Origin of the sequence: Kribbella speibonae, assembly GCF_004331375.1 — a bacterium.
Taxonomy (GTDB): Bacteria; Actinomycetota; Actinomycetes; order Propionibacteriales; family Kribbellaceae; genus Kribbella; species Kribbella sindirgiensis.
This window is the reverse complement of record NZ_SJKC01000004.1, coordinates 588,766-615,009: the sequence shown is the minus strand read 5'-3', so window position 1 is coordinate 615,009 and position 26,244 is coordinate 588,766. Positions and strand designations below refer to the sequence as shown.

Sequence of the window (26,244 nt, the reverse complement as noted above, 5' to 3'; positions counted from 1 at the left end):
CCACGCCCTAAGGTGCCAACGTTGTCAACGGATCTTGGGAGCGTGGGGCGATGGACGAGCGGTACGACGGGACGAGCCGGCGGCGGCTCCTGCAGGCGGGGGCACTCGGCGCCGGCGCGGTGGTCATGCCGGGTGTGCTCAGCACCGGCGAAGCGGCCGCGACAGGCATCGGGGCGACGAAGAGCACCACGGAGAGCACCCGAAGCACCAGGATCGACACGGAGCATCCGCGGTTCACGCTGGCGGTCGTGCCGGACACGCAGTACCAGTTCGACCAGGACCGGGGCGATGCCGCGCCGCTCACCGCGACCTTCAAGCACCTGATCGACCAGCGCGGCGAGGAGAACATCGTCTTCATCGCGCATCTGGGTGACGTGGTGGAGAACGCGCTGGCGAGCGAGTTCGCACTGGCCGACCCGGTCTTCAAGATCCTCGACCGCGCCCGGTTCCCGTACTCGGTGCTGGCCGGCAACCACGACATCGACGGTTCGAAGGACGACACCCGCGGCCCGTCGCCGTACCTGGACACCTTCGGCCCGCGACGGTTCCGCTGGATGCCGACGTACGGCGGGTCGACGGCGAACGGCTACAACTCGTACCACGTGTTCCGCGCGGCCGGGCGGCAGTGGTTGCTGCTGGCAATGGATTGGCGCCCGTCGGACGCGAGCTTCGCGTGGGCCCGCGCCGTGATCAAGGCGCACCCGAAGCTGCCGGTGATCCTGACCATCCACGAGCTGGTGAACGCCGATCACGGCAACCCGGTCGCATACTTCAGCGACCACGGCAACCGCGTCTGGGATCAACTGGTCGACGACAGCGACCAGATCTTCCTGACCCTCAACGGCCACTACTGGCCGCCCGGCCGCGTCACCCGGAAGAACGCCGCCGATCATGACGTGCACCTGCACATCACGAACTACCAGGACCGGTACTACGGCGGCTCGGGCATGGTCCGGCTGTACCACTTCGACCTGGCCCGCAACACGATCGACGTCGAGACGGTCGCGCCGTGGATCATGCAGCAGGACCCGGCCCGGCGCAACGAGCTCGCCGAGGCGGAGATCGAGCTGAGCGACGACACCAACCGGTTCAGTGTCCCGATCGATTTCGCGGAGCGGTTCGCCGGGTTCGCCCCGGAGCCGGTCCGCCCGGCGCGTCCGGCGAAGCAGCTGGTAATTCCGGGTACGGCGGCGTACTGGCGCTTCGACGGGCCGGTCGCGGACAAGGTCGTCGACCAGTCGGGGCAGGGCAACGACCTGACGCGCGTGCAGCTGAGCAACGACCTGCCGACGGCGTCAGCGGAGTACCACCCGGACCAGCCGGGGCATGCGAGCTGGCTGTTCCCGGGCGGCAAGAACCCGGCGCGCGGCGGCTACCTGAAGACGGCGGACGGCGCGCCGCTGAACGCGATGACGTTCGCCGGCGGCTACACGATCGAGGCGTTCGTGAAGCTGGCCGACGACGGGCAGGACCACTCGTGGGAGGGTCTGCTCACCCGGCTCGGGACGGGACGCGACGCGGGCAAGACGGGCAGCGACCCGGACGAGCCGGCCGCGAAGCTCGGGTTCTCGGGCGGTCTGCAGGTGCAGTGGGCGGTGTACCCGGCCGACAAGAACGACACGTTCACCAACTGGGGTCACGAGCAGCGCGCCGGCGAGTGGTTCCATCTGGCGATCGTGAACGACGGCCGGCACAGCGTCGTGTACGTCGACTCGTCGGAACTGCTCCGCAACCCGGCGACCGCGTCAAACGGTCTCGCGACGGCCGGCAAGCCGTGGCTGGTCGCCGCCGGACACTACGCCAACAACATCGACCAGGGCTTCGCCGGCCACATCGGCGAACTCCGCATCGTCACCCGCGCCCTCAAGCCGTCGCAGTTCCTGAACGCTTAGAGGTGGGAGCGGATCAGGGCTTCCTGGGCGGGGAGGAGGGCGAGTTCGGCGGGGGTCAGGGTCCGGTTGTTGCCGCGGCGCTCCAGTGCGTCGGGGAGGCCTGGTCCTGGGTCGATCGAGTTCGCGAGGTACGTCGCTAGCGCGTCGCGGAGCAGGTCGGTGAGGTTCTCGTACGTCGGGTCGAGGGCGACCTGGGCGAAGATGATCGCGGTCATCGCGACGTCGAACTCCGGGGTGCCCTCCTCCGCGTTCCGCCAGTCGATGACGACCGGGCCGTCGGCGGTGGCCATCACGTTCAGCGGGTGCAGGTCACCGTGGACGACGACGCGCCCCGGCGTACCGCTCGGGGCGGGGATGGCCTGGAGCCGGCGGTGCAGGTCGGCGTGGATCAGGCCGATCTCGGTCGCGCTCAAATCGCCCGCGATCGCGGCGTCACCGAGGGTCGGGCCGTCGAGCCGCTGCAGCACCATGTCCGCGCCCTCGACCTCACGCACCGCGGGCACCGGGTAGCCGTGCCGCGCCACGTGCCGCATGAAGTCGGCCTCGTCACGGACCGGATGCCCGTTGCGGTACCGCCGCAACACCCAGTCGTCGTCGATCGAGTAGATGTCCGCGTCCCGCCCGAACGCGAACGGCTCGGCGTCCGCCGGCAGGAGGCCCCCGGCGCCGGCTGGTTTCTCCGTCATCCGACCTGGCAGCCGCCGGTCGACGGCTCGAGGGGTTGGGCGCCGACGGTCGGCATTCCGAGCATCACACCGGGGGCGGCGGCGGGTGCGTCCAGCGAGCGTTCCCAGGCGTCGCCGGCGCGCGTCCGGCGTACGGCGCCGAACACGTCCGCGACCAGGTGATGCGGAGCGGCGTACGTGACCTCGACCGTGGCCAGGTCACCCGGCCGCGGCGGCTCGACGCCTTCCGGTACGGCGAAGTGGACGAGCCGGTTGTCCGCGGCGCGACCGCTGAGCCGATGGGTGGCGGCGTCCTTGCGCCCCTCCCCCTCGGCCACGAGCACCTCGACCGACCGGCCGACGACCCGCTTGTTCTCGGCCCAGGCCATGTCGTCCTGCAGCGCGACGAGCCGCTCGTACCGGTCCTGGACGACGTCGCGCGGGACCTGGTCGGCCATCGACTCGGCCGGCGTCCCGGGACGCTTCGAGTACTGGAACGTGAACGCGCCCGCGAACCGCGCCTGCCGGACCACGTCGAGCGTGCCCTGGAAGTCCTCCTCGGTCTCCCCCGGGAACCCGACGATGATGTCGGTGGTGATCGCCGCGTCGGGCATCGCCGCGCGCACGTCTTCGATGATGCGAAGGTACCGATCGCGCCGGTACGACCGCCGCATCGCCTTCAGCACCGCGTCCGAACCGGACTGCAGCGGCATGTGCAGCGAGGGCATCACGTTCGGCGTCTCGGCCATCGCCTCGATCACGTCGGCGGTGAAGTCCCGCGGGTGCGGCGACGTGAACCGGACCCGCTCCAGCCCTTCGATCCCGCCACAGGCCCGCAGCAGCTTGCCGAACGCGAACCGGTCGCCGAACTCAACGCCGTACGAGTTCACGTTCTGGCCGAGCAGTGTCACCTCGAGCACGCCCTCGCCGACCAGCGCCTCGACCTCGGCCAGCACATCCCCGGGCCGGCGGTCCTTCTCGCGGCCGCGCAGCGCCGGCACGATGCAGAACGTGCAGGTGTTGTTGCAGCCGACGCTGACCGACACCCAGGCGGAGTACGGCGATTCGCGGCGGGTCGGCAGCGTCGACGGGAACACGTCGAGCGACTCGAGGATCTCGACCTGGGACTCCTCGGCGATCCGCGCCCGCTCCAGCAGCACCGGCAGCGCGCCGATGTTGTGGGTGCCGAACACGACGTCGACCCACGGGGCCTTACGAACGATCGACGCCTTGTCCTTCTGCGCCAGGCAGCCGCCGACGGCGATCTGCATGCCGGGTTTGCGCGCCTTCACCGGCGCCAGGTGACCGAGGTTGCCGTACAGCTTGTTGTCGGCGTTCTCCCGGACCGCGCACGTGTTGAAGACGACCACATCGGCCTCGTCGCCCTCGGGCGCGCGGACATAGCCCGCGTCCTCCAGCAGACCGCGCAGCCGCTCGGAGTCGTGGACATTCATCTGGCACCCGTAGGTGCGGACCTCGTAAGTACGCATGACAGCCACCTAGAGTACGTGCCGCGGTAGACATTTCCCTACCTGGGACCGGCTGCCTGCCGCCCCTGTGCCGATGCTCCCGCTGCACAACAGTGGAGGGTATGAACAGTTCTCGCCGTCAGTTCCTCGCCCGTACCGCCGCCGGAGCCGCCGTGCTCGCCGGCGGCACCTTCACCACGACGGCTGCCTCGGCCGCCCACAGCACCAGCAAGATCACCGCACTCACCGACGTCACCGTCATCGACGTCGCCACCGGCCGCCGCGACCGGCACCAGACCGTACTGATCAGCGGCGACCGGATCGTCGGCGTCGGCCGGATCCCGGTCCCCCGCGGCGCCGTGGAGATCAACCTCTCCGGGAAGTACGTCGTCCCCGGGCTCGCCGACATGCACGCCCACAGCCTCGGCGACGAGCGGATCTCTCCCCCGCTGTACCTCGCGAACGGCCTCACGACGATCCGCGAAATGGCCGGCACGAACCCGCAGCTGTACGAGTGGCGCGACCGGATCGCCACCGGCGACCTACTCGGCCCGCGGATGATCGTCGGGAGTCAGATCATCGACGGCGATCCGACCCTGTGGGACCCGAACCTGCTCCGGGTGCTCGTGGTGAACGACGAGGCCGCCGCTCGGGCCGCGGTCCGTCAGGTCAGGGCCGAGGGCGCCGACTTCGTCAAGGTGTACTCGCGGCTGAGCGCAACGGCATACCGGGCGATCGTCGACGAGGCCAGCAAGCTGGGGCTGACCGTCCACGGCCACGGGCCGGACAGTCTCACCTCGAAGGAGGTCAGCAACGCCGGACAACGCAGCATCGAGCACATCCACTCCCTCGGCCTGTCCGTGTCCACGCGGGAGACCGAAGTACGCCGGATGGTCCGTGCGATCACGGTGAAGACCGGCGACTACAACGCCTGGTTCCGCCAGATGCACCCGATCGAGTGGATCGCGGCGAACACCTTCAGCCAGGCCCGCGCCGCCGACGTGTTCGGCACGCTGCGGCGCAACCGGACCCGGGTCACGCCGACGCTCACGATGCATCGCGTTCTCGACATGCCCGACTACACGGCGATGGACCCGGCGGTCGCGAAGTATATGAGCGCGGAAGAGCTCGATGTCTACGACTACGCCATCAACACCCTCTACAAGCCCAACCGGACCGCGGACGAGATCTCGCACCAGCGGCAGATGTGGGCATGGCGGCAGCGGTTCGTGCGGGAGCTGTTCGCGCACGACGTCCCGATCCTGGCCGGCACCGACACCGGTACGCCGTACTCCGTCCCGGGCTTCGCGCTGCACGACGAACTCGAGCACCTGGTGAACGCCGGCGCGACCCCACGCCAGGCCCTGTACGCCGCGACCGTGGAGCCGGCCAAGTTCCTCGGCTCGGAGACGGGTGCGGTGCGGCCCCGGAAGATCGCGGACCTCGTCGTACTCGACGCCGACCCGCTCACCGATATCCGCAACACCCGCAAGATCCACACAGTGGTCACCCGCGGACGAGTGATCTCTCCCGCACAACGTCAGCGGATGCTCGCCGACGTCGAGGCCGCGGTCCGTCAGCCGCCGACCGCGGCGACCATCGCCGCAGGTGGTTGCTGCGGCACCGGCCCTCGGCGCTGATCACTAGGCACCGGGTCCGGCGCGAGTGAGCCGTCCGGAGCCACGTGGGCGAAGATCTGCTCGACCAGTGCGATCACGTGCGGATCCTGGACCGTATAGAACTGCCGGCGACCCACGCGTCGCGCACTGAGCAGACCCGCCAGCCGAAGCTTGGCCAGATGCTGGCTCGCCGTCGGCACGCTGACGCCCACTCGGGACGCCAGCGTGCCGACGTCGTACTCACCGCAACTCGCCAGCGCCACCAGGTGCAAGCGGACCGGCGCCAGCAACAGCCCGAAGGTCCGAGCGGCGGTGGCGAGCTGCGGCGAGGTCGGCTCGATCACACCCGCACCCTGGGCTGGATCGGCGTCCCGAACGGATCCAGCGAGGGATGCCCGAGCGCCGCGTCGATCAGCTCCTCGAGGCGGTCACTCAGCCCGTGCTCGAGAAGGAGCGCTTCCCCGTGCACCTCGTCCAGGGGTACGCCGAGAACCCGGTACAGGAACGTCTCCAGCAGTTGGTGTCGTCGATTCATGGCCGGCCCCTCAATAGATGTTCGACGGACGCACCATGCCCTCGGCCAGGTCGCCGAAGCCGGGCGCCATGATCGCGCCGGGGTTGCCGAGGATCTCCTCGACGACCGCGGTCTCGGTGGTGATCAGCAGCGCCGCGATCGAGGCGGCGCTCTCCAGAGCGGCCCGAGTGACCTTGAGCGGGTCGATGACCGCCTCGGCGATCATGTCGCCGTACTGGCCGGTGAGGGCGTTGAAGCCGTGGCCGCGCGGCAGTCCGGCGACCTGGGCGACCACCTCGTCGCCGTCGTACCCGGCGTTGATCGCGATCCACCGCAGCGGTTCCGGCAGGGCCCGCCGGACGATCTCCCTGCCGATCGCCGCGTCGCCCGTCAGCTCCAGCTCCGACAACGCCGCCTGGGCCTGGACCAGAGCGGTTCCCCCGCCGGGGAGGACACCTTCCTCTAGCGCGGCCCGGGTCGCGGCCAGCGAGTCGTCGACCCGCAGCATCCGCTCCTTCAGCTCGACGCTCGTCGCGCCGCCGACCCGGATCACCGCGACCTTGCCGGCCAGCCGCGCCATCCGCAGCTGCAGACTGTCCTGGTCGGCGTCGATCTTGGCCCGTTCGAACTGCTTCTCCAGCTGGGCGATCCGCGCCTCCACCAGGGACGCGTCGCCGTGACCGCCGACGATCGTGGTGTTGTTCTCGGTGATCGTGATCCGGTCGCAGGAACCCAGGTGGTCCCGGGTGACCTCGTGCAGGTCGAGGCCGGTGTCCTTCGCGATCACGGTGCCGCCCAGCGCGGTGGCGAGATCCTCCAGCTCCGCGATCCGGCGGTGCCCGAAGCCGGGAGCGTGCACGACGACCGACCGCATCGTGTTGTGCATGTTCCCGCCGACCAGCAGCTGCAGGGCCGGCCCGTCGACGTCTTCGGCCAGGACCACGAGCGGACGGTCCATACGCTTGGCGATCTCGACGGTCGGCATCATGTCCTGGACCTGCGTGATCTTCTTGTTCGTCAGCAGGATCACGGGGTTGTCGTAGACGGTCTCCATCCGCTCCCGGTCGGTGACCATGTACGCCGAGACGTACCCGTGGTCGAACTCGATCCCGTCGACGACCTCCACCGACATGCCGAGCGTGTCGGACTCCTCGGTGGTGACGACGCCGTTGCGCCCGACCCAGTCGACCGCGTCGGCGATCACCGCGCCGATGGTCTCGTCGTCGCTGGCCGCCAGCGTCGCGATGTGCCGCAGCTCGTCGCGGCCGCCGACCTCGACGGCCCAGCTGCGCAGCGTCTCGATCACGACCGGAACGGTCTGCTCGATACCGCGCCGTACCCGCATCGGGTTCGCACCGGCGTCGACCTCGCGCAGCCCTTCGCGGACCATCGCCTGGGCCAGCACGGTCGCGGTGGTGGTGCCGTCGCCGACCACGCCGTTGGTCTTCATCGCGACTTCCTTCACCAGCTGGGCGCCCATGTTCGCGAAGGGCTCGCGCAGCTGGATCTCGCGGGCGATGGTGACGCCGTCGTTCGTGATGGTCGGCGGGCCGGTGAGCTTCTCGAGCACCGCGTTGCGGCCTTTCGGCCCGAGCGTCACCTTGATCGCGTCGGCCAGCGCGTTCACGCCGGACTCGAGCAACCGCCGGGCGTCGGTGTTGAACCGGAGTTCCTTCGCCATGGTCAGCTCCTTCTAGGGAATGAGGATCGCCCGGCCGCGGACCCGGCCGCGGTCGAGGTCGTCGAGGGCCTGCTGGAAGTCCTCCAGCGGGTACTTCGTGGTGTGCAGCGCGACCTTGCCGCGCGCCGCGAGCTCCATCAGGTCCTGCAGGTCGTTGTAGGACCCGACCAGGTTCCCGACGAAGTTGATCTCGCTCGAGATGACGTCGATGGTCGGTACGTCGAGGTTCTCGCCGTACCCGACCACGTAGTAGGTGCCGGCCCGGCGCAGCATCTCGATCCCGTCGGCGGTCGCGCCGCCTTCGCCGACGAAGTCGATCACGGCTTCCGCACCGTGCCGGCCGGTCAGCGCCCGGACCTGCTCGATATGGGTGCCGTCAGCAACGATTCCGTGGTCGGCGCCGATCTCGACGGCCAGGTCGACCGCCGCCTGGTTGCGGTCGACGACGACCAGGGTCGCGGCCGAGATCGCCTTCAATACCTGGATCCCGATGTGCCCGAGCCCGCCCGCGCCGATCAGCACGCAGACAGCCCCCGGGCGCAAGATGCGCGCAGCCTTCGCCGCCGCGTGGTACGCGGTCAGCCCGGCGTCCGCGAGCGCGGCGACGTCGGCCGGCTCCAGTCCGTCGTCGATCCGTACGACGGAGCGGGCCGTCGTCCGCAGGTAGTCGGCGTACCCGCCGTCGGTGTCGATGCCAGGGAACGCCGACGCCTCGCAGTGCACGTCGTCGCCGGACCGGCAGGCGCGGCAGAGTCCACAGGTGATCAACGGGTGCAGGATCACCTTGTCGCCGACGGCGACGTTCGTGACGGCGTCGCCGACCTTGTGCACCCAGCCCGCGTTCTCGTGCCCGATCGTGTACGGGAGCCGTACGCCGCTCTTCTCCGCCCACTGTCCTTCGAGGATGTGCAGATCGGTCCTGCAGACGCCCGCGCCGCCGACCCGCACGATCACGTCCAGCGGCCCGGTGATCTTCGGTTCCGGGATTTCGGTGAGCTGAAGCTTGGTGTGGTACCCGATCACCTGCACCGCTCTCATGTGGTCCTCCTCGTGTCGGTGACGATGCCGCCCGGTTCGTTGTCGTACCTGGTGGCCAGCAGGCCGCGGCAGAAGTGCGCGTTGCCTTCGACCGAGATCCGCACGGCCTTGGCGAAGCGCAACCGCGCCGGCACGGCCTCGGGCGGCACCGGTACGCCGTCGTCGTCGACGAACACCAGGTCGTCCGGCCGGATGCCCAGTCCGATGGCGGCGCGACGACGCAACAGGGCTTCGGTGTGCGGGCCGCCGGGCAGTTGCCCGAGCGTGAGCCCGGGCAACTGCTCCACGGTCGTACCGGTGGACCTGAGCAGCGCCATCACGCTGCGCTCCATCGCGGCCGTGTGCGCTTTGCGCTGGAAGATCCTGCGCAGCTCGTCCAGGTCCTGCTCCGCCTCGGATCCGAAGGTGCCGACGTACCCCGCGTCCGCGGCCAGGCCGGCGTTGATCTTGTCCGAGTCGTGGTGATCGTCGAGCAGCACGCTCACCACACCCACGCCCGGCACCCGACGCAGGGCGTCAACCGCGTCGGATGCCATCAGGTAGGCGAAGTTGGGCGCGCAGAACGAGGTCGGTAGCCGGAGATGGACCGTCACACCGGTCCGGTCGATACGGATCGACCGGACGAAGCCGAGGTCGGTGATGGGCTGGTCCAGCTCCGGGTCGACAACGGTCGCCAGGGCCGCGACTACCTCGGACTGCAGCGAGGTGACGACCGCGGTCATGAAGCCACGGCTGTTTCGGTCGCCCCGGCGGGGAGCTGCAGCTCCTCAGGTACGTCGAGGCCGTACAGCGCGGCCGCGTTCAGCCCGAGGATCTTCTTCTTCTGCGCAACGGTGATGGGCGCGTACTCGGTCAGCTCCGCCGGGATCTGGAAGTCGACGAACGCCTCCACCAGCCACTTCGGCGTCCAGAGCGCGTAGTCGCTGGAGAACAGGATCCGGTCCTCGCCGATCCAGTAGAGCAGCTCGCCGATGATCTGCGCGAAGTACCCCGGCCGGGTGTGGATGAACGGCATCGCCACCGCGAGACCGCCGTACACGTTGGGCTCCTGCGTCGCGATCCAGCAGAAGTCCTCCAGCCGGGGCAGCCCGACGTGCTCGACGATGAAGTTGAGCTCGGTGTAGTCGGTCGCCACCTTGTCGATGTCGGCGACGTCGAACGAGTCCCGGTCCAGCGGCCGGATGGTGGGGCCCTTGTGGACGTGGATGTTCTTGATCCCGAGCTCGAGGCACTCCTCGAGATAGCGCCGCGACCACGGGTCGTCCAGCTTCCAGCCGCGCGAGTCGCCGTACCACTCGGCGGTGTAGAGCTTGACGCCCTGCAGGTTCATCCGCGCGGCGTCCTTGCGCAGTTGCTCGAGCCCGGCCTCGGCGTGCCGCGGGTCCCAGGCGTGGTTGTAGGTGAGCTTGCCGGGGTTCGCCCGGGTCAGCGCGAGGGCGTCCTCGGTCTGCCCGAAACCGCTGACGTAGAAGTCGTTCAGGATCGCGGGCTGGAAGATCGCGTGGTCGACGTACCCGTCCTCGAAGAGGTCCTTCAGCAACCGCTGGCCGCCGTAGTAGGTGTAGGTGTCGTAGTCCCAGACCTCGGCCTCGGGGCTGAGGTTCTTGTGGTAGTCGTAGAAGCAGTCGATGAACTGCTTGCCGTGGATGTTCTTCTGGTTCGCGGCGCGGGCGTCCCACAGGGCGATGTGCGCGTCGACGATGAAGTACTTCTCGCCGTTCTTCTCGTACATCGCTTCCTCACTTCGTGGTGAGGTCGAAGCCGATGTACTCGGCCGCGTCCTCCGGGCTGGCGAACAGGATGGTCTTGTCGTCCAGGTGCACCATCCGGCCGTAGTGGGTCGAGCTGATCTCCTCGAAGACGGAGCCGTCGAACTCCGACCCGAGCGCGTCGGTCAGCTCGGCGTAGTCGAAGTTCAGCAGGCCCACGCCGTCGACCCGGATCATCGAGGGGTACTCGGTGAGCTCGACGCCCTCCTTGGCCCCCATCACCTCCGCGACGACCCGGCCGATCGGCGTGTTCATCAAGGTCACGCCGCACTTGTTGGAGAACTCGGTGGCCGATCCGAACTGCATGCTCACTGGTCCAGCTCCTTCGGAGAGTCGAGCCCGAGATCCTCGAGCAGCGAACGGAACTTCTGCTTGGCCGCGTCCAGGCTGGACGCGAACGTGACGGACTTCTCGGCCGGCTGCGACCAGATCGGCTGCAGGGCGTGCGCGGCGTCGAGGCAGCGCGGAACCCAGGTCGCCATCCATTCGCCGAACAGCGCCTTGTTGGCCTCGCCGTACTCGGCGTCGCGGGTCAGCAGCCGGAACAGGTTGCGGGTGTACCCGAGGTCGCGGTCGTAGTCGTGCTCGCCGGTGCCGACGATGGTCGGCGTGATGTAGTCGCCGTTCCGCGCGGCGATCTGCATCACCAGCTCAGTCCGGAACAGCGATCCGACCAGCTGCTCGAAGACGATGTTGGTGGCGAAGAGCAGCTCGCACCAGTCGCCCACGGCCGTCAGCCGCTCGACCGCCTCACGGGTCGGCTGCCATTCCGGCGCGCTCTTCCAGACCTCTTGGTGGGCGGCGCCGTCGAACGGTACGTCGGCCTCCGACAGGTCCAGGTTGAAGAGCGCGAGGTCCTGCGCGAAGCGCATCTTGTGGGCAGCGTTGACCGCGACCGCGGTGTTGATCATGTTCGTCGGGCCGGACCGCTGGATGCTCGTGAACACGTGCAGGGCGAGGCCGTTCTCGGCGTGCATCCAGGCGCCCAGGTTGCGCTCGATGAACGTCAGCCAGGCAGGGTTCCAGGCGTCGTACGCCCTGGCCCGCTTGGCGTTCTGCAGCCCGAGGTCGACCTGGCGGACGATCGCGGAGTTGTTCCGGTAGATCGTCTGGTTCCACTCCTCGTTCGGGTCGAGGAACGCGTGCCAGTTCGACGACTTCGCGGCCGTCCACTCCTTCGGGTAGCCGCCGGGACCGTCGCCGAAGCCGTAGATCCACCCCTGGCTCAGGTGCCGCTCAGGGTCCGGCTGTACGTCGACGGTGACGTCCTCGTACATCGTCGCCCGCAGCTTGGCCGGCTTGTAGTAGTTGTACGCGCGGCTCGTCGAGCTCGGGAACTCCAGCGCGCCGGCCTCGGAGTCGGTGAACTCGATCGTCGGGAAGCTGCGCTGCTTGGTTTCTGTCATCTCAGGCTCCATCGGTAGTCGCTGGACTGGTGAACTTGTCGTAGAAGACCTGGTCCTTCGGCACGTTGCTTGCCTCCAGCAACGCCAAGGCGGCGTCGACCATCGGCGGCGGGCCGCACAGGTAGACCTCGCTGCGGTGCAGCTCGGCCTCCCGCCGCTCGACGACGTCGGTGACGTTGCCCTCCTCGACCTGCAGACCGTCCGCGCCCTGAGCCGACTCGGACAGGCACGCGATGAACTCGAAGCCGAGCTCCTCGATCGCGTCCAGGTAGAACAGGTCAGCCGCCGTACGGGCGCCGTAGTAGAAGCGGACCGGACGCGTGCTGCCGGTCTCCTTCAGGTGCCGCAGGATCGACAGGATGGGCGCCATCCCTGCCCCGCCGGCCACACACACCACCGGCAGCACGTGGCCGTCCTTCAGCGTCGACGACCCGTACGGACCGGTCATGGAGATCTCGTCGCCGACCGCCAGGCCGTCGTCGAGCAAGCCGGAGAACCGGCCGCCGGGGTACTTCTTGATCAGGAACTCGATCTCGCCCGAGGGTGTCCCGGGTGTTGTCGCCATCGAGAACGAGCGGTGTTCGTCGGTGCCGGGGATGGTCAGGTCGACGTACTGCCCCGGCTTGAAGTCGAACTGTTCGGCGGGTTCCAGCCGCAGCGACACGATGTCGCGGGTGACGGGTTCGATCGCCACGACCCGTGTGTTCACGGTCCGGATCGGGATCCCGCCGAGCAGTTCGTCCTCGTCGTAGTTGAGCAGCTCGATCGTGCAGTCGCTGTACGCGTGCGACTTGCAGAGCAGCACGTACCCCTCGGCCACTTCCGCGTCGTTGCAGGCGAACGTCGAGTAGCGCTCCATCTGGATGTCGCCCTCGAGCAGGTACGACTTGCACGCCGAGCACTGCCCTTCCCGGCAGCCGTGCATCAGATGGATCCCCTGCCGGAACGCGGCGTCCAGGATCTTCTCCTCCTCGCCGACCTCCATCTCGATGCCGACCGGTTCGAACTGGATACGGTGTTTATCGGCCACCGGGACCTCCTCAGGCCGCGGGCTTGGTGCCGTTGGCCCGGTACGCCGCCACGTGGGCCTCGCGGTCGGTATCGGACATCTCGTTCAGCAGCACGTTCGGGCTCATGAACGTGTTGCCCCGGACGTCGTCGAGGGTCCACAGCTTCTTCGGGTCGTCGAGGTCGAGATGCGGCTGGCCGATCAGGGTCTTGCCGTCGTCACGCACGTACCCGAGGTCCTGGACGATGTCGGCGAGGTCCTTGTTGTGGTGCAGGGTCTCCCACTCGCGGAACCCGGTCAGGCGGCCCATGTTCGGCGTCGGCCGGCCGTCGTACTCGCCGCGGAACGCGACCGCGTCGGTCCAGTAGCAGGTCTCCGAGCAGTACGTACGCCACTGGTCGTCGACCTTCTCGACCACCATGTCCTCGCGGATCAGCGCCGGCACCATGCACGTCCAGCAGCGGTGCGGGTACTGGTACCCGACCTCTTCGAACGCGATCGGCTTGTTCCGGCCGGGGTACGCGAGCCGGTTGTAGTTCTCCCACCACTTGCCGTACTTCGAGTACCAGCCCGGGTACTTGTGCTCGAACCACTCGAAGTCCTTGTCGGTCATCGCGTCGATCCGCCAGTAGTTCACCGGCCAGCCGGTCGCGAAGAACCGCGCCACCTCGTGCACGTAGCCCTTGTTGGTGATCCGGTTCCACGCTTCCTCGACCAGGTCGTGCGGGATCGTGAGCCCGTACTTCTCCAGCGGCAGCAGGTAGCTGCGGTAGTAGTCGTCGTAGATCCAGCGCCGCCACATCTCGGCGTACGACTCGCGGTCCTTGCGGCGGTCCTTTGTGCCGTACTCGATGAACGTGCCGATCGCCGCGTCCACGACGCAGTGGTTGTTCCACCACGCGTACCGCAGGTCGCGCTCCAGCAGCGGCCGGTTGCGCTCGTCGGCCAGTGCCATCAGCAGGATCGAGTACCCGTTGCTGATGTGCCGCGACTCGTCCGACTGCACCGAGTGGAACACGGTCGGCAGCAGGTAGTCGCCGTTCGCGGCCGCCTCGTCGGGCATCGCGACGAACAGCGTGTTGGTGAACGCGGTCTCGGCGACCACGGTCAGGTAGATGTTCGCGGCGGTGATCGCGTCACCGGTGATGAACCCCTCGCCGAACTGCCGGCCGATGGTGCCCGCGTAGTTGTTCGCGAACGCCTTCTCGGTCATGTCGAACCCGGCCGGGTCGATGTAGTTGTTCATGTACAGGCGCTTGAGGTTCATCTGGATCGTCGAGTGCCTGACCTCGTCGATCATCTGCACGGCGAGCCCGTTGTGGATCTCCGGGTTCGGTACGGCGTCGATCGCCATCGGCATCGCCCGCGCGGCCGAGATCTCCGGGAACGGGATGATGCTGAGGAACAGCTTCTGCCACTCCAGCCAGCGCTGCTGCACCTGGCGGAACATGTTCCCGCGGATCGCGCCGTCCATGGCGCCGTACACGCGGTTGTCCTTCTCCTCCTCCATCGGGAAGTAGGACCGCATGATCTGCTTCAGCGGGTCCTTCTTCGGCGCCTTCTCGAACGTGTAGTCGGTGCCGAACCGGGTCGCGGGGGTCGCGAACGTCGGTTCCCAGGACAGCTCGGTGATCTTGGCGTGCGCCTTGGTGAGACTCTGCCTGCTCAATTGGGGCCTCCATCATCGGGGTTGAGAAGAGATGAAAGCCGCCGATCGGAGGTCTCTGTGTCTCAATGTGAGATGGCGGTCCGGTGTCAGGCGGCTACCGTGGGAGCAGTTCCGCTGGTGACGGACGTGAAGGAGACGGTCATGGGTGCTGTGCAACCGGTCCGCGATCCGATCAAGTTCTCGTGGGAGCGTTCACACGCCTCCCAGGTGGACATCGATCGCCCGGCGCCCGTGTACTTCGACCGGATCGACCGGGAGACCACGCTGATGCGGGCGGCCCGGCCGGTCATCGACGCGCTGTCCGCGGAGCTCCACAACGAGCCGGTCTGCATCATCCTGACCGACGCGAAAGGCGTCGTCCTGGACCGCCGCGGCGGCGACCCCGCCCTGCTCCGGCGGCTGGACTCGGTCGACCTCGCCCCCGGATTCCAGTACGCCGAGTCCGCGGTCGGGACCAACGGGATCGGTACGGCGCTCGAGGTGTGCGGACCGATCCTGGTCGACGGCGCCGAGCACTACAACGGGAAGCTGCGGATGTTCTCTTGCGCCGGCGCCCCGATCACGCATCCGGTCACCGGCGGCCTGCTCGGCGTACTGGACATCACCACCCAGGCCAGGAACTCGAACTCGATCCTGCTGTCGTTCGCGAAACTCGCGGCGCGGCGGATCCACGAGCGGGTCGTCGAGGAGGCGAACGCACTCGACCACGCCTTGCTCAGTGACTACTACGCCGCCTGCCGGCACAGCGGCGGACCGGTGCTCGCACTCGGCGACGAGGTCTTCATGATGAACGCCTACGTGCAGGCGCGCTTCGACGCCGTCGACCAGGCGGCCCTGATCGACCGCACCCGCGACGCGCGCGGCGGCACGAAACCGCAGATCTTCCTCACCGATCTGCCCAGCGGGACCACAGCCCGGATGGCCTACCGGCCGACCTTCGTCGGCGACACCCTCGCCGGCGGGGTGATCCAGATCAAGGAGCAACGTCTCCCGGCCCGCGGGCATCAGGTGACGCGCTTCCCGGTGGTGCCCGGAACGACGGGAACCAGCGCGGTCTGGCAGCACATCATCCAGGAGATGCTGCACGCGTGCAGCCGGGCCGAATGGCTGATCGCCGACGGCGAGCCGGGCGCGGGCAAGCTGTCGCTGCTGCGCGCGGTCCGACGGCAGGTGGCGCCCGACCGGCGGCTCGCGGTCCTCGATCCGGCGGTGACGGGCGAGGACCTGGTGGCCGAGGCCCGCGCGGAGCTGGAGTCCGGCGCCGACCTGATCATCCGCCGGGCGCACCTGCTGACCGGCGAGGTTCTCGACGGCTTCACCGAGCTCCTGCAGAGCGTCCGCGACGGCGCGACGGCCGGGGACGCCTGGGTCGCGCTCACGCTGCCCGCGGACCGCACCGAGATCGCCGACGAACTGCTGGCCTTCTTTCCGCGCACCGTCGAAGTGCCGCCGCTGCGGCATCACGTCGAGGACGTCCCGGCGCTCGTCCGGGCGCTGCTCGCGAAGGCCGGGGTCAACGGCCTGACGTTCTCCACCGCCACGATGAACCAGCTGATGCGGCTGCCGTGGGCGGGCAACATCACCCATCTGCGGTCGGTCCTCGCGGCGGTCGCCAGGCGCCGCCGGTCCGGCGTGGTCGAGCTGGCCGATCTGCCGCCCGAGTGCAGGGCCACGACCCGTCGGCAGCTGACCCCGATCGAAGCCCTCGAGCGGGACGCGATCGTCGACGCGTTGTCGACGTACGACGGTGACAAGAAGGCCTCCGCCACCGCGCTCGGGATGTCCCGGGCAACTATCTACCGCAAGATCCGCGAGTACGGAATCGTCACCTGACGGGGCGCCCCGATCAGAAACGGACAAACCCGAGCAGTCTGTGATCGAGGGGTCACGATCCGCTGCGTTTATTGCAGATCGTTACCACCGTGGAACCACCCGGGCCTGCGACCGCACCCCCGGCTCCGCTAGGTTCTGGCCATGAGCGATTCCGGCACCTTGACGAACACCGGTCTGGTAGCGCTGACCGACGTCAACAAACATTTCGGCGAACTGCACGTCCTGAAGGACATCAACCTGTCCATCGATCAGGGCGAGGTCGTCGTGGTGATCGGGCCGTCCGGGTCCGGTAAGTCGACGCTCTGCCGCGCGATCAACCGGCTGGAGCCGATCGACTCCGGCAGCATCATGCTCGACGGCCAGCCGCTGCCCAGCGAGGGCAAGGCCCTCGCGAGGCTGCGGGCCGACGTCGGCATGGTGTTCCAGTCGTTCAACCTGTTCGCGCACAAGACGATCCTGCAGAACGTCACCCTCGGCCCGACCAAGGTCCGCGGCAAGTCCAAGTCAGAGGCGGACGAGCGCGCGAAGGCGTTGCTCGACCGCGTCGGCGTCGGCGCCCAGGCGGCGAAGTACCCGGCTCAGCTGTCCGGCGGTCAGCAGCAGCGCGTGGCGATCGCCCGCGCACTCGCCATGGACCCCAAGGTGATGCTGTTCGACGAGCCGACCTCGGCGCTGGACCCGGAGATGATCAAGGAGGTCCTCGACGTCATGGTCGACCTCGCCGGCCAGAGCATGACGATGGTCGTGGTGACCCACGAGATGGGCTTCGCCCGCCGGGCGGCGAACCGGGTCGTCTTCATGGCCGACGGGCAGATCGTCGAGGAAGCCGAGCCGGAGAAGTTCTTCACCGACCCGCAGACCAAGCGGGCGCAGGACTTCCTCTCGAAGATCCTCACCCACTGACCGCACCGGCCGTTCTCAGCGCAGTACCGAAACAACGGAGGAAAAGACAATGCGACAGCGAATCATCGCTGCCCTCGGCATCGCGGGGCTGGCTGCGACCGGACTGGTCGCTTGCGGCGACGACTCGGGCTCGGGCTCCGGCTCCAGCGGTGGTGAGAAGATCACCATCGGCATCAAGTACGACCAGCCCGGTATCGGCCTCAAGGAAGGCACGAACTACACCGGCATGGACGTCGACGTGGCGAAGTACGTCGCCAAGGAGCTCGGCTACTCCGAGGACAACATCACGTTCAAGGAGTCCCCGTCGGCCCAGCGCGAGACGCTGCTGGCCAACGGGCAGGTCAAGATGATCTTCGCGTCGTACTCGATCACCGACGCGCGCAAGGAGAAGGTCTCCTTCGCCGGTCCGTACCTGACCGCCGGCCAGGACCTGCTGGTCAAGGCCGACAACACCGACATCACCGGTCCGGACGCGCTGAACGGCAAGAAGCTGTGTTCGGTGACCGGCTCCACGTCGGCGCAGAAGGTCAAGGACAAGTTCGCCAAGACCGTGCAGCTGCAGGAGTACGACGGCTACTCCAAGTGCGTCGAGGCCCTCGGCGCCGGCGCGGTCGACGCACTGACCACGGACAACACCATCCTGGCCGGCTACGCCTCGCAGGCCGCCAACCAGGGCAAGTTCAAGGTGGTCGGCAAGACCTTCTCGACCGAGCGCTACGGCGTCGGCCTGAAGAAGGGCGACACCGAGACCTGCACCAAGGTCAACGACGCGCTGAAGAAGATGGTCGACTCCGGCGAGTGGCAGAAGGCCTTCGACAAGAACCTCGGCCCGTCCGGGCTGAAGCTCGACGCGGCGACGAACCCGCCGAAGACCTTCGACGCCTGCGCCTGATCGACGCCGCCGGGGAGGGACCGTTCGCGGTCCCTCCCCGGCGCGCTGATCTCCACCTCGTTCCCCAGCAGGAGAAACATGGACGTGATTTCGGAGTTCTTCTCCGAGTACGACGGTCTCGCGGCGTTCCGGACGACCATCTACCTGACACTGCTGTCGGCGGTGCTCGCACTGCTGATCGGCACTGTCGTGGCGGTGATGCGGGTCTCTCCGGTCCGGGTGCTGCAGCTGATCGGCACCGCCTACGTGAACATCGTCCGGAACACCCCGCTGACGCTGGTCATCGTGTTCTGCAACCTCGGGCTGTTCCTGCAACTCGGTGTCTCGCTGGCGAACAAGGACTCGAACACCTTCATCAACGACAACAACTTCCGCCTGGCCGTCCTCGGCCTGTCGGTGTACCACGCGTCGTTCGTCGCCGAGGCGATCCGTAGCGGTGTGAACACCGTGCCGCTCGGACAGGCCGAGGCGGCCCGCGCGATCGGCCTGCCGTTCCTGAAGACGCTGCGGTACGTCGTCCTGCCGCAGGCGTTCCGCGGTGCGATCACGCCGCTGGGCAACGTGCTGATCGCGCTGACCAAGAACTCGACGGTCGCCTCCGTCATCGGTGTCACCGAGGCCTCCGCGGTGATGAAGGTGATGATCGAGAACCGGCCCGACGTGCTCTTCGTGGTGTTCGGCATCTTCGCCATCGGCTTCGTCATCCTGACGCTACCGGTCGGCATGCTGTTCACCTCGATGTCCAAGCGGCTGGCGGTGAAGCGATGAGCGGCAGCGTTCTGTTCGATGCGCCCGGCCCGCGGTCGAAGCGCCTGTACGCCGCGGTCGGTGTCGCCAGCATCGTCGCACTGCTCCTGGCTCTCTGGTTCGTCATCGACAGGTTCAACGAGAAGGGGCAGCTCACCGCGGCGAAGTGGAAGCCGTTCCTGACCGGAGAGATCTGGACCGCGTACCTGCTCCCCGGCCTGGCCGGAACGCTGACCGCAGCCGCGATCTCGGTCGTCCTGGCGATGATCGTCGGGGTCCTGCTGGGCGTCGGGCGACTGTCGGCCGCCGTCTGGATCCGGTGGCCTTGCAGCGTGATCGTCGAGTTCTTCCGCGCGGTGCCGGTGCTGCTGATGATGCTGTTCACCTTCGCGCTGTACGCGCACTACGAGGTGTTCCCGCCGGAGCGGTACGCCCTGGCGGCCGTCGTCACCGCCCTGACGCTGTACAACGGCTCGGTGGTCGCCGAACTCGTTCGCTCCGGCGTCTTCTCGCTGCCGAAGGGCCAGAGCGAGGCGGCGCTGGCGATCGGCCTGACCGGCGGCAAGACGATGCGGCTGGTGCTGTTGCCACAGGCAATCACGGCGATGTTGCCGGCGATCGTCGGCCAGTTGGTGGTGATCCTCAAGGACACCGCGCTCGGCTACATCATCACCTACGAGGAACTGCTCCGGAAGGCGGAGCAGATCGGCAACTTCAAGGTGAACCTGCTGCCGGCCCTGATCGTCGTGGGTGCGATCTTCGTGATTGTGAACTACCTGCTCGGCCTGCTCGCCAACCGGGTCGAGACCATGATGCGCCGCCGCGGCCGCTCGGCCGGCGGCCCGCTCACCGCCGACCCGATCGATCAGACCGGCGGTGCCGGCCTCACCGGTGTCACCACCGGCGCCGACGACACGTCGGACACCGGCAGCTGAACAGCCTTCACTTCCGAGGCCCCGGGACGCTTCGTCCCGGGGCCTTGCTCGTGTGCTGGTCAGCGGAGGGTGTTGAAGGAGTCGCGGATGATTTCCAGGGCTTCGGCGGCCTCGTCCTCGGTGAGGGTCATGGGGGGTGCCATGCGGAGGACGTTGCCGTAGAGGCCGCCCTTGCCGACCAGGAGGCCGCGGTTCTTGGTTTCCTGCTGGAGCTTGGCCGTCGCGGCAGCGTCGGGGGTCTTGTCGTCCGGTTTGACGAGCTCGGCGGCGAGCATCAGGCCCTTGCCGCGGACGTCGCCGAGTTCGGGGAACTCGTCGGAGATGCCGCGCAGGCCGTCGACGAGTTGCGCGCCGCGCTTGGCCGCGTTGGCCTGCAGGTCCTTGTCGAGCAGGTAGTCGATCGTGGCCTTCGCCGCGCTCGTCGAGATCGGGTTGCCGCCGAACGTCGACAGCGAGTTCGCCTTGACGCTGTCCATCAGGTCACCGCGCGCGACCACTCCGCCGATCGCGAACCCGTTGCCGAGGCCCTTCGCGAACGTCATCGCGTCCGGGACGACGCCGTGCGCCTGGATCCCCCAGAAGTGGTCGCCGGTGCGGCCCCATCCGGTCTGCACCTCGTCGGAGACGAACAGGATCCCGTACTCGTCCAGGACCTCCTTGAACGCGGCGTACAGACCGTCCGGCGGTGACGAGAACCCGCCGACGCCCTGGATCGGCTCCGCGATCATGCAGGCGACGTCGCCCGCGGTCGTGGTCTCGATGACGTTGCGCAGGTCGTCGACGCAGACCTTGATGTACTCCGCGTCCGGCAGGTCGCGGAACGGGCTGCGGTACCGGTACGCGCCCTGCACGTACTGCACGTTCACCGGCGACAGGCTGCTCGCGGACCAGCCGCGGTTGCCGGTGATCGCGACGGTGCCGAACGCGCGGCCGTGGTACGAGTTGCGCATCGCCAGCACCTGGTTGGAGCGGCGGTTCTGGGTCGCGAGCAGGAGCGCCGTCTCGTTCGCCTCGGTGCCGCTGTTGGCGAAGAAGACCTTGGCGTTCGGGATCCCGGACAGCTCGGCGATCTGCTCGGCCAGCTCGATCTGCTTGCGGATCAGGTACACCGTCGACGTGTGCGCGATCCCGGACGAGAGCTGCTCGCGGACCGCGTCGGAGATCTCCGCGATGTCGTACCCGATCGCGTTGGTCAGGATGCCGGCGAAGAAGTCGAGGTACGTGTTCCCCTCACCGTCCGTGACCCGGCGCCCGGACCCCTGCACGATCTCGATCGGCTCCTCGTAGTACAACGCGAGCCAAGCCGGCATAACGGCCTTGTGACGCTCCCAGAGCTCCGCATGTGTCATGCCCTAAGCATTACCTCAGGTGATAGCGGGCGTCTATTAGTGTGCTCCCCGTGACGTTGCCGAGCATTCCGCATGTGGATATCGAGTCGTTGGAGCAGTTCGACCGGCTGCTGGCCGCGGGCGCCACCGCGATGGCCGGGTGGCGGGTGCAGTCGGTGGATCTGACCGGCCGTACGGCGGAACTCCTGGGGCTGCAGCCGACCGGCTCGGTGTTCCTCGGCTGCTTGCTGGAGGACAAGGCCGACGGCTGGGTCCGGGACGGCGGCGGGCTGGTGTTCCCGGCGATCCCGGAGCTGCCGTTCGACGCGTATCGCGGGCGGCTGTACGACGCGGACGAGCTGTACGCCGGCCTCGAGTACGGGTACGAGGCCACGCCGGACGCCCGAATCTACGCGTGGTCCCGGCAGCACGACGAGAAGGGCGACACGAGCCGTACGCTCGCCACCTCGCTGCACGATCACGCGATCGCGGATGCGCTGGCGGAACTGCCCGACGACGAGCCGTGGGTCGGGGTGATGGGCGGTCACGGCGTACAGCGGGGCGACGCCAACTACCGCGCCGCCGTGCTGCTCGGCCGCTCGCTTGCCCGGCGCAACCACCTGGTCGTCACCGGCGGCGGTCCGGGGGCGATGGAGGCCGCCAACCTCGGAGCGTCGCTGGCGTCGTACGACGAGGCCGATGTCGACACCGCGCTGACCGAGCTGGCCGCCGTACCGTCGTTCCGCCCGTCGATCGGCGCGTGGGCGGCCGCCGGGCTCGGTGTGCGCGCCCGGTTCCCGGGGAACGGCGGGGTGTCGATCCCGACCTGGTTCTACGGGCACGAGCCGCCGAACGTGTTCGCCGGCTCGATCGCGAAGTACTTCTCGAACGCCCAGCGCGAGGACGTCCTCCTCGGCCGCGCCCGCGGCGGCATCATCTACCTCCCCGGCGCCGCCGGCACCGTCCAGGAAGTCTTCCAGGCCGTCACACCCAACTACTACGGCGACGCGGCCACCCAGATCCCCCTCGTGCTGGTGGGAGTGGACCACTGGACGGTGAAGCTCCCCGTCTGGCCGTTGTTGACATCCCTGGCAGCCAACCGCCCGCTGACCGGCTCCATCCACCTCGTCGACACCATCGACGAGGCCGCAGAACTCGTCAGCTGACCTGCTGTGGCTTGAACTGCATCTGCGGGTTGGCGTACGCGTCCTGTGACTCGACAAGCTGCAGCTCGCGCTCACCCGACTCGTGGGTGCGCGTCAGTAGCTCGAAGACGCTCGAGGTCGTACGTGCGAGCGCATCCGCGAGATCGCCCGTACTGCGGTAGTGCGCCGTGAAGAGCGCGGCCGTCACGTCACCCGAGCCGTTCGCCTTCATCGGGATGTACGGCGTTTGCACGATCCACGCGCCGCTGTCGTCGACGGCCAGCATCTCGATCGTGCCGTCCTCGCGCTCAGGGCGCTCGACGCTGGTGACGAGCACCGTGCGCGGTCCGGTCGCGCGGACCAGCTCCACCGCGGCCAGCGTGGACTCGAGCGTGTCAGGCTCGGTACCGGTCAGGAAGCCCAGCTCGAACTGGTTGGGCGTGATGATGTCGGCAGCCGGAACCACCCGGTCGCGCAGCAGCACCGGGATCGCCGGAGCGACGAAGCACCCGGACTTCGCGTTGCCCATCACCGGGTCACAGGAGTACACCGCAGCGGGGTTGGCCGCCTTCACCCGTTCCACCGTCTCAAGAATCACGTCAGCGATCCCGTCACCGCCCTGGTAGCCCGAAAGCACCACGTCGATCTGCGGAAGCACCCCACGATCCTCGATCCCGAGCAGAACCTCTCGCACGTCCTCCGGACTGATCATCGGCCCCCGCCACGCCCCGTACCCGGTGTGATTGGAGAAGTTCACCGTGTACACCGGCAACACCTCCACCCCAATCCGCTGAAGCGGAAACACAGCCGCCGAATTACCCACATGCCCAAGCGCCACCGCCGACTGAACCGAGAGGATCTTCACCCCCCGATCATCCCATTGCTCCAGCAGCAGCTGCCGCCCCGGTCAGCTGAGGGTCTTCGTAAGCTTCACGTCCTCCTCCGCGAACCCGAGCCGGCCGTAGAAGGCACGGGCGTTGGCGTTGGCAGCCCCGGTCTCGAGCGAGATCGTGCTCAGACCACATCGTCTGGCGTGAGCGGTGACGGCATCCATCAGCGCCCGCCCGACACCACGACCCTCATACGCCGGAGCGACCACCAACTCACCGACGTACAGCTCCGGATCACCGGACCAGTGCGTGCGCTGCTCGCCGGAGACGAAGCCTGCAATGCCGTCGCTGTCCTCAGCGACATACACGAAGCTGGCCGGGTCGCCGGAGCGTTCGAGGGCGTCGGCGACCCATTCGGTGACGGCTGTCAGGACTTTCTCGGAGGAGCGCCAGGGCGCTACGCCTTCGGTCAGGCGTGGGGCGAGGGCGAGGACGGCTGGGCGGTCTGCCTCTTCGTACCGGCGTAGGTGCATGGGGCTCAGTTTGTCGGTGGGGTGGTTTACCGTGCGGGGCATGACGAACTTCGTGTTGGTGCCGGGGGCCTGGTTGGGGGCTTGGGCTTGGGATGAGGTCGCAGAGGTGCTGCGGAGTGAGGGGCATGACGTCTACCCGGTGACGCTCAGTGGACTCGCCGAGCGGCAGGGTGTGGATGCCGGTCAGCAGCAGCACGTCGACGACGTCGTGGCTGTGGTCGAGGAGAACGACCTGCGGGACGTGGTGCTCGCGGGGCACAGCTACTCCGGTGTCCCGGTGGGACAGGCGGCGGGACGGATCGGGGACCGGTTGCGGCGTGTGGTGTACGTCGACTCGAATATTCCGGCCGACGGGGAGTCGTTCGTGGACAGCTGGTCCGAGGAGGGCCAGGCGTGGGTGCGGGACCAACTGGCGACCTCAGGCGGGTACTGGCCGCCGCTGAGCGCCGAGGACTATGTCGACCAGGATCTGTCCGAGGAAGCTGTCGCACTGATCCTCGAGCGCGGTACGCCGCATCCCGGGCGCGCGATCTCCGAACCGGCTCAGCTGACCAGGCCGATCGGCGAGCTGCCGACGACGTACATCAAGTGTCTGATGGACGGCGCGACACCCTCATCCGCGGTCGCCGAGCAACTCGAGTCGCCGTCCTGGGAGCTCGTCGAGCTCAACACCGGACACTGGCCGATGTTCTCCCAGCCAGCCGCCCTCGCGAAGATCCTCACCACGCTCTAGGCGAGCCAGCCTTCGGCTGTGTCGAGGAACATATCGACTTCCTCGATGTCGTAGCCCTCGGCGAGGCGGACGGGGCTGAACTGGACGTTGCGGATCTCCGCAGTGGTCACCGGCCGACTGACCGGAAGGCCGTTCGCGGTCGCCAGCACCCGCTCGACGAACTCGTCCACCTCTTCGATCGCGTAGCCCTCACGCCACCGGACCGTGGAGAACTGCGGCGCCGACACGCCAGCGGTACCTCCGCGCGCATCCGGCGTACCAGTGGTGCTCGGACCGCCGGGCAGCCAGCGCTCCGCCTCGGCGAGGAAGGTGTCGACTTCCTCGACCGGATAGCCCGGGCCGAACAGCGGCGTACTGAACGCGGCGTTGCGGACGTCGTCGCCGGTGACGTCCGGGCCGACCGAGCGGCGTTCGGCCGTCGCGATGATGCGGTCGACGAACGCGTCGACCTCGCCGCGGTCGTACCGCTGCCCGAGCCGCCGTACGCCGAAGGCGGGCTTCAGCATCAGGACTTGCTCGCGGCGGCGAGCTGGCCGCAGGCGCCGTCGATCTCCTGACCGCGGGTGTCGCGGACCGTGACCGGGATGCCGCCGGCCTCGAGACGGCGGACGAACTCGCGCTCGTCGGCCGGGTCGGACGCGGTCCACTTCGAGCCCGGAGTCGGGTTCAGCGGGATCAGGTTGACGTGCACCCAGCCCCAGTCGCCGCGGGCGTTCAGCTTCTCGGCGAGCAGGTCGGCCCGCCAGGCGTGGTCGTTGATGTCGCGGATCATCGCGTACTCGATCGAGACCCGCCGCTTGGTCTGCTGCGCGTAGCCCCAGGCCGCGTCCAGGACCTCGTCGACCTTCCAGCGGTTGTTGATCGGCACCAGCTCGTCGCGCAGCTCGTCGTCCGGCGCGTGCAGCGACAGCGCGAGCGTGACCGGGATCCCCTCGGTCGCCAGCTGGTTGATCCGTGGCACCAGACCGACCGTCGACACGGTCACACCGCGCGCGGAGATCCCGAGACCTTCGGGCGACGGGTCCGTGAACCGCCGGACGGCGCCCATGACGGCCTTGTAGTTGGCCATCGGCTCGCCCATACCCATGAACACGATGTTCGAGACGCGTCCCGGCCCGCCGGCGACCTCGCCGCGCGCGAGCGCCCGCGCACCGTCGACGACCTGCTCGACGATCTCCGCGGTCGTCATGTTCCGCGTCAGACCGCCCTGGCCGGTCGCGCAGAACGGGCACGCCATCCCGCAGCCGGCCTGCGAGGACACGCACATCGTCACGCGGCCCGGGTACCGCATCAGGACCGATTCGACGAGCGAACCGTCGAGCAGCTTCCACAGCGTCTTGCGGGTCTCGCCGTTGTCGCACTCCAGGTCCCGGACCCGGGTCAGCAGCGGCGGCATCAGGTCCGCGACGAGCTTGTCGCGGGTCGCGGCCGGCAGGTCGGTCATCTCGGCCGGGTCGGACACCAGCCGGGAGAAGTAGTGGTTGGACAGCTGCTTGGCCCGGAACGCAGGCTCGCCCAGCGCCTCGACCGCCGTACGCCGTTCCTCCCCGGAGAGATCGGCCAGGTGCCGCGGCGGCTTCTTGGCACGGCGCGGCTCATCGAACACAAGGGGAAGGGAGGTAGCCATAACCGCC

Annotated in this window: 26 protein-coding genes; 9 read left to right on the top strand and 17 right to left on the bottom strand. The window is 68.3% G+C overall.

What is annotated here, in order from left to right:
* Positions 1-50 precede the first annotated feature (50 nt).
* Positions 51-1,892 (top strand): LamG-like jellyroll fold domain-containing protein, encoded by a 1,842-nt coding sequence (locus E0H92_RS31005; RefSeq protein WP_165550113.1) that lies wholly within the window; start codon positions 51-53, stop codon positions 1,890-1,892.
* On the opposite strand, the gene E0H92_RS31000 is transcribed toward E0H92_RS31005, so the two are convergent.
* On the bottom strand, positions 1,889-2,578 hold the full coding sequence (locus E0H92_RS31000) for a phosphotransferase (RefSeq protein ID WP_131498735.1): 690 nt from the start codon (positions 2,576-2,578) through the stop codon (positions 1,889-1,891). The genes E0H92_RS31005 and E0H92_RS31000 overlap by 4 nt on opposite strands.
* Positions 2,575-4,047: a tRNA (N6-isopentenyl adenosine(37)-C2)-methylthiotransferase MiaB gene (miaB, locus tag E0H92_RS30995; RefSeq protein WP_131498734.1), complete on the bottom strand. Its 1,473-nt coding sequence runs from the start codon at positions 4,045-4,047 to the stop codon at positions 2,575-2,577. Before miaB ends, E0H92_RS31000 begins: the two co-directional genes overlap by 4 nt.
* Positions 4,048-4,148: 101 nt before the next feature.
* Between miaB and E0H92_RS30990 the strand changes: the two genes are divergently transcribed.
* On the top strand, positions 4,149-5,666 hold the full coding sequence (locus E0H92_RS30990; RefSeq protein ID WP_131498733.1) for an amidohydrolase family protein: 1,518 nt from the start codon (positions 4,149-4,151) through the stop codon (positions 5,664-5,666).
* Here the strand turns inward: E0H92_RS30990 and E0H92_RS30985 are convergent.
* Genes E0H92_RS30985 through E0H92_RS30940 form a run of 10 tightly spaced genes read right to left on the bottom strand, consistent with a single transcriptional unit; the run spans position 5,603 to position 14,731 of the window.
* Positions 5,603-5,989 carry an ArsR/SmtB family transcription factor gene (locus E0H92_RS30985; RefSeq protein WP_131464107.1) on the bottom strand — a complete coding sequence of 129 codons (387 nt, stop codon included), beginning with the start codon at positions 5,987-5,989 and terminating at the stop codon, positions 5,603-5,605. The two genes, E0H92_RS30990 and E0H92_RS30985, sit on opposite strands and share 64 nt — an antisense overlap.
* Positions 5,986-6,180 (bottom strand): iron dependent repressor, metal binding and dimerization domain protein, encoded by a 195-nt coding sequence (locus E0H92_RS30980; RefSeq protein ID WP_131464105.1) that lies wholly within the window; start codon positions 6,178-6,180, stop codon positions 5,986-5,988. Before E0H92_RS30980 ends, E0H92_RS30985 begins: the two co-directional genes overlap by 4 nt.
* A gap of 10 nt (positions 6,181-6,190) precedes the next feature.
* Positions 6,191-7,840, bottom strand: a complete 1,650-nt coding sequence (groL, locus tag E0H92_RS30975) for a chaperonin GroEL (protein WP_131498732.1) — start codon at positions 7,838-7,840, stop codon at positions 6,191-6,193.
* A gap of 12 nt (positions 7,841-7,852) precedes the next feature.
* Entirely contained in the window at positions 7,853-8,878 is a 1,026-nt protein-coding gene (locus E0H92_RS30970; RefSeq protein ID WP_131498731.1) for an NAD(P)-dependent alcohol dehydrogenase, read from the bottom strand.
* Positions 8,875-9,600 carry an iron-sulfur cluster assembly protein gene (locus E0H92_RS30965; RefSeq protein ID WP_131498730.1) on the bottom strand — a complete coding sequence of 242 codons (726 nt, stop codon included), beginning with the start codon at positions 9,598-9,600 and terminating at the stop codon, positions 8,875-8,877. Before E0H92_RS30965 ends, E0H92_RS30970 begins: the two co-directional genes overlap by 4 nt.
* Positions 9,597-10,610, bottom strand: coding sequence for an amidohydrolase family protein (locus tag E0H92_RS30960; protein ID WP_131498729.1), 1,014 nt, complete (start codon positions 10,608-10,610; stop codon positions 9,597-9,599). Before E0H92_RS30960 ends, E0H92_RS30965 begins: the two co-directional genes overlap by 4 nt.
* A 7-nt stretch (positions 10,611-10,617) precedes the next feature.
* Positions 10,618-10,953, bottom strand: a complete 336-nt coding sequence (gene mimD / locus E0H92_RS30955; RefSeq protein WP_130387800.1) for a propane 2-monooxygenase effector subunit MimD — start codon at positions 10,951-10,953, stop codon at positions 10,618-10,620.
* Positions 10,954-10,955: 2 nt separating this feature from the next.
* Positions 10,956-12,053 carry an aromatic/alkene monooxygenase hydroxylase subunit beta gene (locus E0H92_RS30950; protein ID WP_131464095.1) on the bottom strand — a complete coding sequence of 366 codons (1,098 nt, stop codon included), beginning with the start codon at positions 12,051-12,053 and terminating at the stop codon, positions 10,956-10,958.
* Position 12,054: 1 nt separating this feature from the next.
* Positions 12,055-13,083, bottom strand: coding sequence for an FAD-binding oxidoreductase (locus tag E0H92_RS30945; protein ID WP_131498728.1), 1,029 nt, complete (start codon positions 13,081-13,083; stop codon positions 12,055-12,057).
* Positions 13,084-13,093: 10 nt separating this feature from the next.
* Positions 13,094-14,731: a ferritin family protein gene (locus tag E0H92_RS30940; protein ID WP_131464091.1), complete on the bottom strand. Its 1,638-nt coding sequence runs from the start codon at positions 14,729-14,731 to the stop codon at positions 13,094-13,096.
* A gap of 141 nt (positions 14,732-14,872) precedes the next feature.
* On the opposite strand from E0H92_RS30940, the gene E0H92_RS30935 reads away from it, so the two are divergent.
* From E0H92_RS30935 to E0H92_RS30915, 5 genes are all read left to right on the top strand, one after another.
* Positions 14,873-16,564: a sigma-54-dependent Fis family transcriptional regulator gene (locus tag E0H92_RS30935; RefSeq protein ID WP_131498727.1), complete on the top strand. Its 1,692-nt coding sequence runs from the start codon at positions 14,873-14,875 to the stop codon at positions 16,562-16,564.
* 141 nt (positions 16,565-16,705) lie between these two features.
* Positions 16,706-17,467, top strand: coding sequence for an amino acid ABC transporter ATP-binding protein (locus tag E0H92_RS30930; RefSeq protein ID WP_131464087.1), 762 nt, complete (start codon positions 16,706-16,708; stop codon positions 17,465-17,467).
* Between the two features lie 49 nt (positions 17,468-17,516).
* Positions 17,517-18,359 (top strand): glutamate ABC transporter substrate-binding protein, encoded by an 843-nt coding sequence (locus E0H92_RS30925; RefSeq protein ID WP_131498726.1) that lies wholly within the window; start codon positions 17,517-17,519, stop codon positions 18,357-18,359.
* Between the two features lie 78 nt (positions 18,360-18,437).
* A complete protein-coding gene (locus E0H92_RS30920) occupies positions 18,438-19,127 on the top strand; it encodes an amino acid ABC transporter permease (protein WP_131296536.1) in 690 nt (229 codons plus the stop codon).
* The gene (locus E0H92_RS30915; protein WP_131498725.1) at positions 19,124-20,041 is read left to right on the top strand and encodes an amino acid ABC transporter permease; all 918 of its coding nucleotides are present in this window, start codon (positions 19,124-19,126) and stop codon (positions 20,039-20,041) included. Before E0H92_RS30920 ends, E0H92_RS30915 begins: the two co-directional genes overlap by 4 nt.
* 59 nt (positions 20,042-20,100) lie before the next feature.
* On the opposite strand, the gene E0H92_RS30910 is transcribed toward E0H92_RS30915, so the two are convergent.
* Positions 20,101-21,390: an aspartate aminotransferase family protein gene (locus E0H92_RS30910; RefSeq protein ID WP_131498724.1), complete on the bottom strand. Its 1,290-nt coding sequence runs from the start codon at positions 21,388-21,390 to the stop codon at positions 20,101-20,103.
* Positions 21,391-21,440: 50 nt separating this feature from the next.
* Here E0H92_RS30910 and E0H92_RS30905 point away from each other — a divergent pair, with 50 nt between their 5' ends.
* Positions 21,441-22,535, top strand: a complete 1,095-nt coding sequence (locus E0H92_RS30905) for an LOG family protein (protein WP_420843842.1) — start codon at positions 21,441-21,443, stop codon at positions 22,533-22,535.
* Here the strand turns inward: E0H92_RS30905 and pdxY are convergent.
* Positions 22,528-23,379, bottom strand: a complete 852-nt coding sequence (gene pdxY, locus E0H92_RS30900) for a pyridoxal kinase PdxY (RefSeq protein ID WP_131498723.1) — start codon at positions 23,377-23,379, stop codon at positions 22,528-22,530. The two genes, E0H92_RS30905 and pdxY, sit on opposite strands and share 8 nt — an antisense overlap.
* A gap of 42 nt (positions 23,380-23,421) precedes the next feature.
* Positions 23,422-23,877 (bottom strand): GNAT family N-acetyltransferase, encoded by a 456-nt coding sequence (locus E0H92_RS30895; protein ID WP_165550111.1) that lies wholly within the window; start codon positions 23,875-23,877, stop codon positions 23,422-23,424.
* 40 nt (positions 23,878-23,917) lie between these two features.
* On the opposite strand from E0H92_RS30895, the gene E0H92_RS30890 reads away from it, so the two are divergent.
* Entirely contained in the window at positions 23,918-24,610 is a 693-nt protein-coding gene (locus E0H92_RS30890; RefSeq protein WP_131498721.1) for an alpha/beta fold hydrolase, read from the top strand.
* Here E0H92_RS30890 and E0H92_RS45595 read toward each other — a convergent pair.
* Together E0H92_RS45595 and rlmN are read right to left on the bottom strand one after the other, a co-directional pair.
* Positions 24,607-25,116 carry a DivIVA domain-containing protein gene (locus E0H92_RS45595; protein WP_131498720.1) on the bottom strand — a complete coding sequence of 170 codons (510 nt, stop codon included), beginning with the start codon at positions 25,114-25,116 and terminating at the stop codon, positions 24,607-24,609. The genes E0H92_RS30890 and E0H92_RS45595 overlap by 4 nt on opposite strands.
* Positions 25,116-26,237, bottom strand: a complete 1,122-nt coding sequence (rlmN, locus tag E0H92_RS30880) for a dual-specificity RNA methyltransferase RlmN (RefSeq protein ID WP_131464066.1) — start codon at positions 26,235-26,237, stop codon at positions 25,116-25,118. The genes E0H92_RS45595 and rlmN overlap by 1 nt, the downstream gene beginning before the upstream one ends.
* Positions 26,238-26,244: the final 7 nt, after the last annotated feature.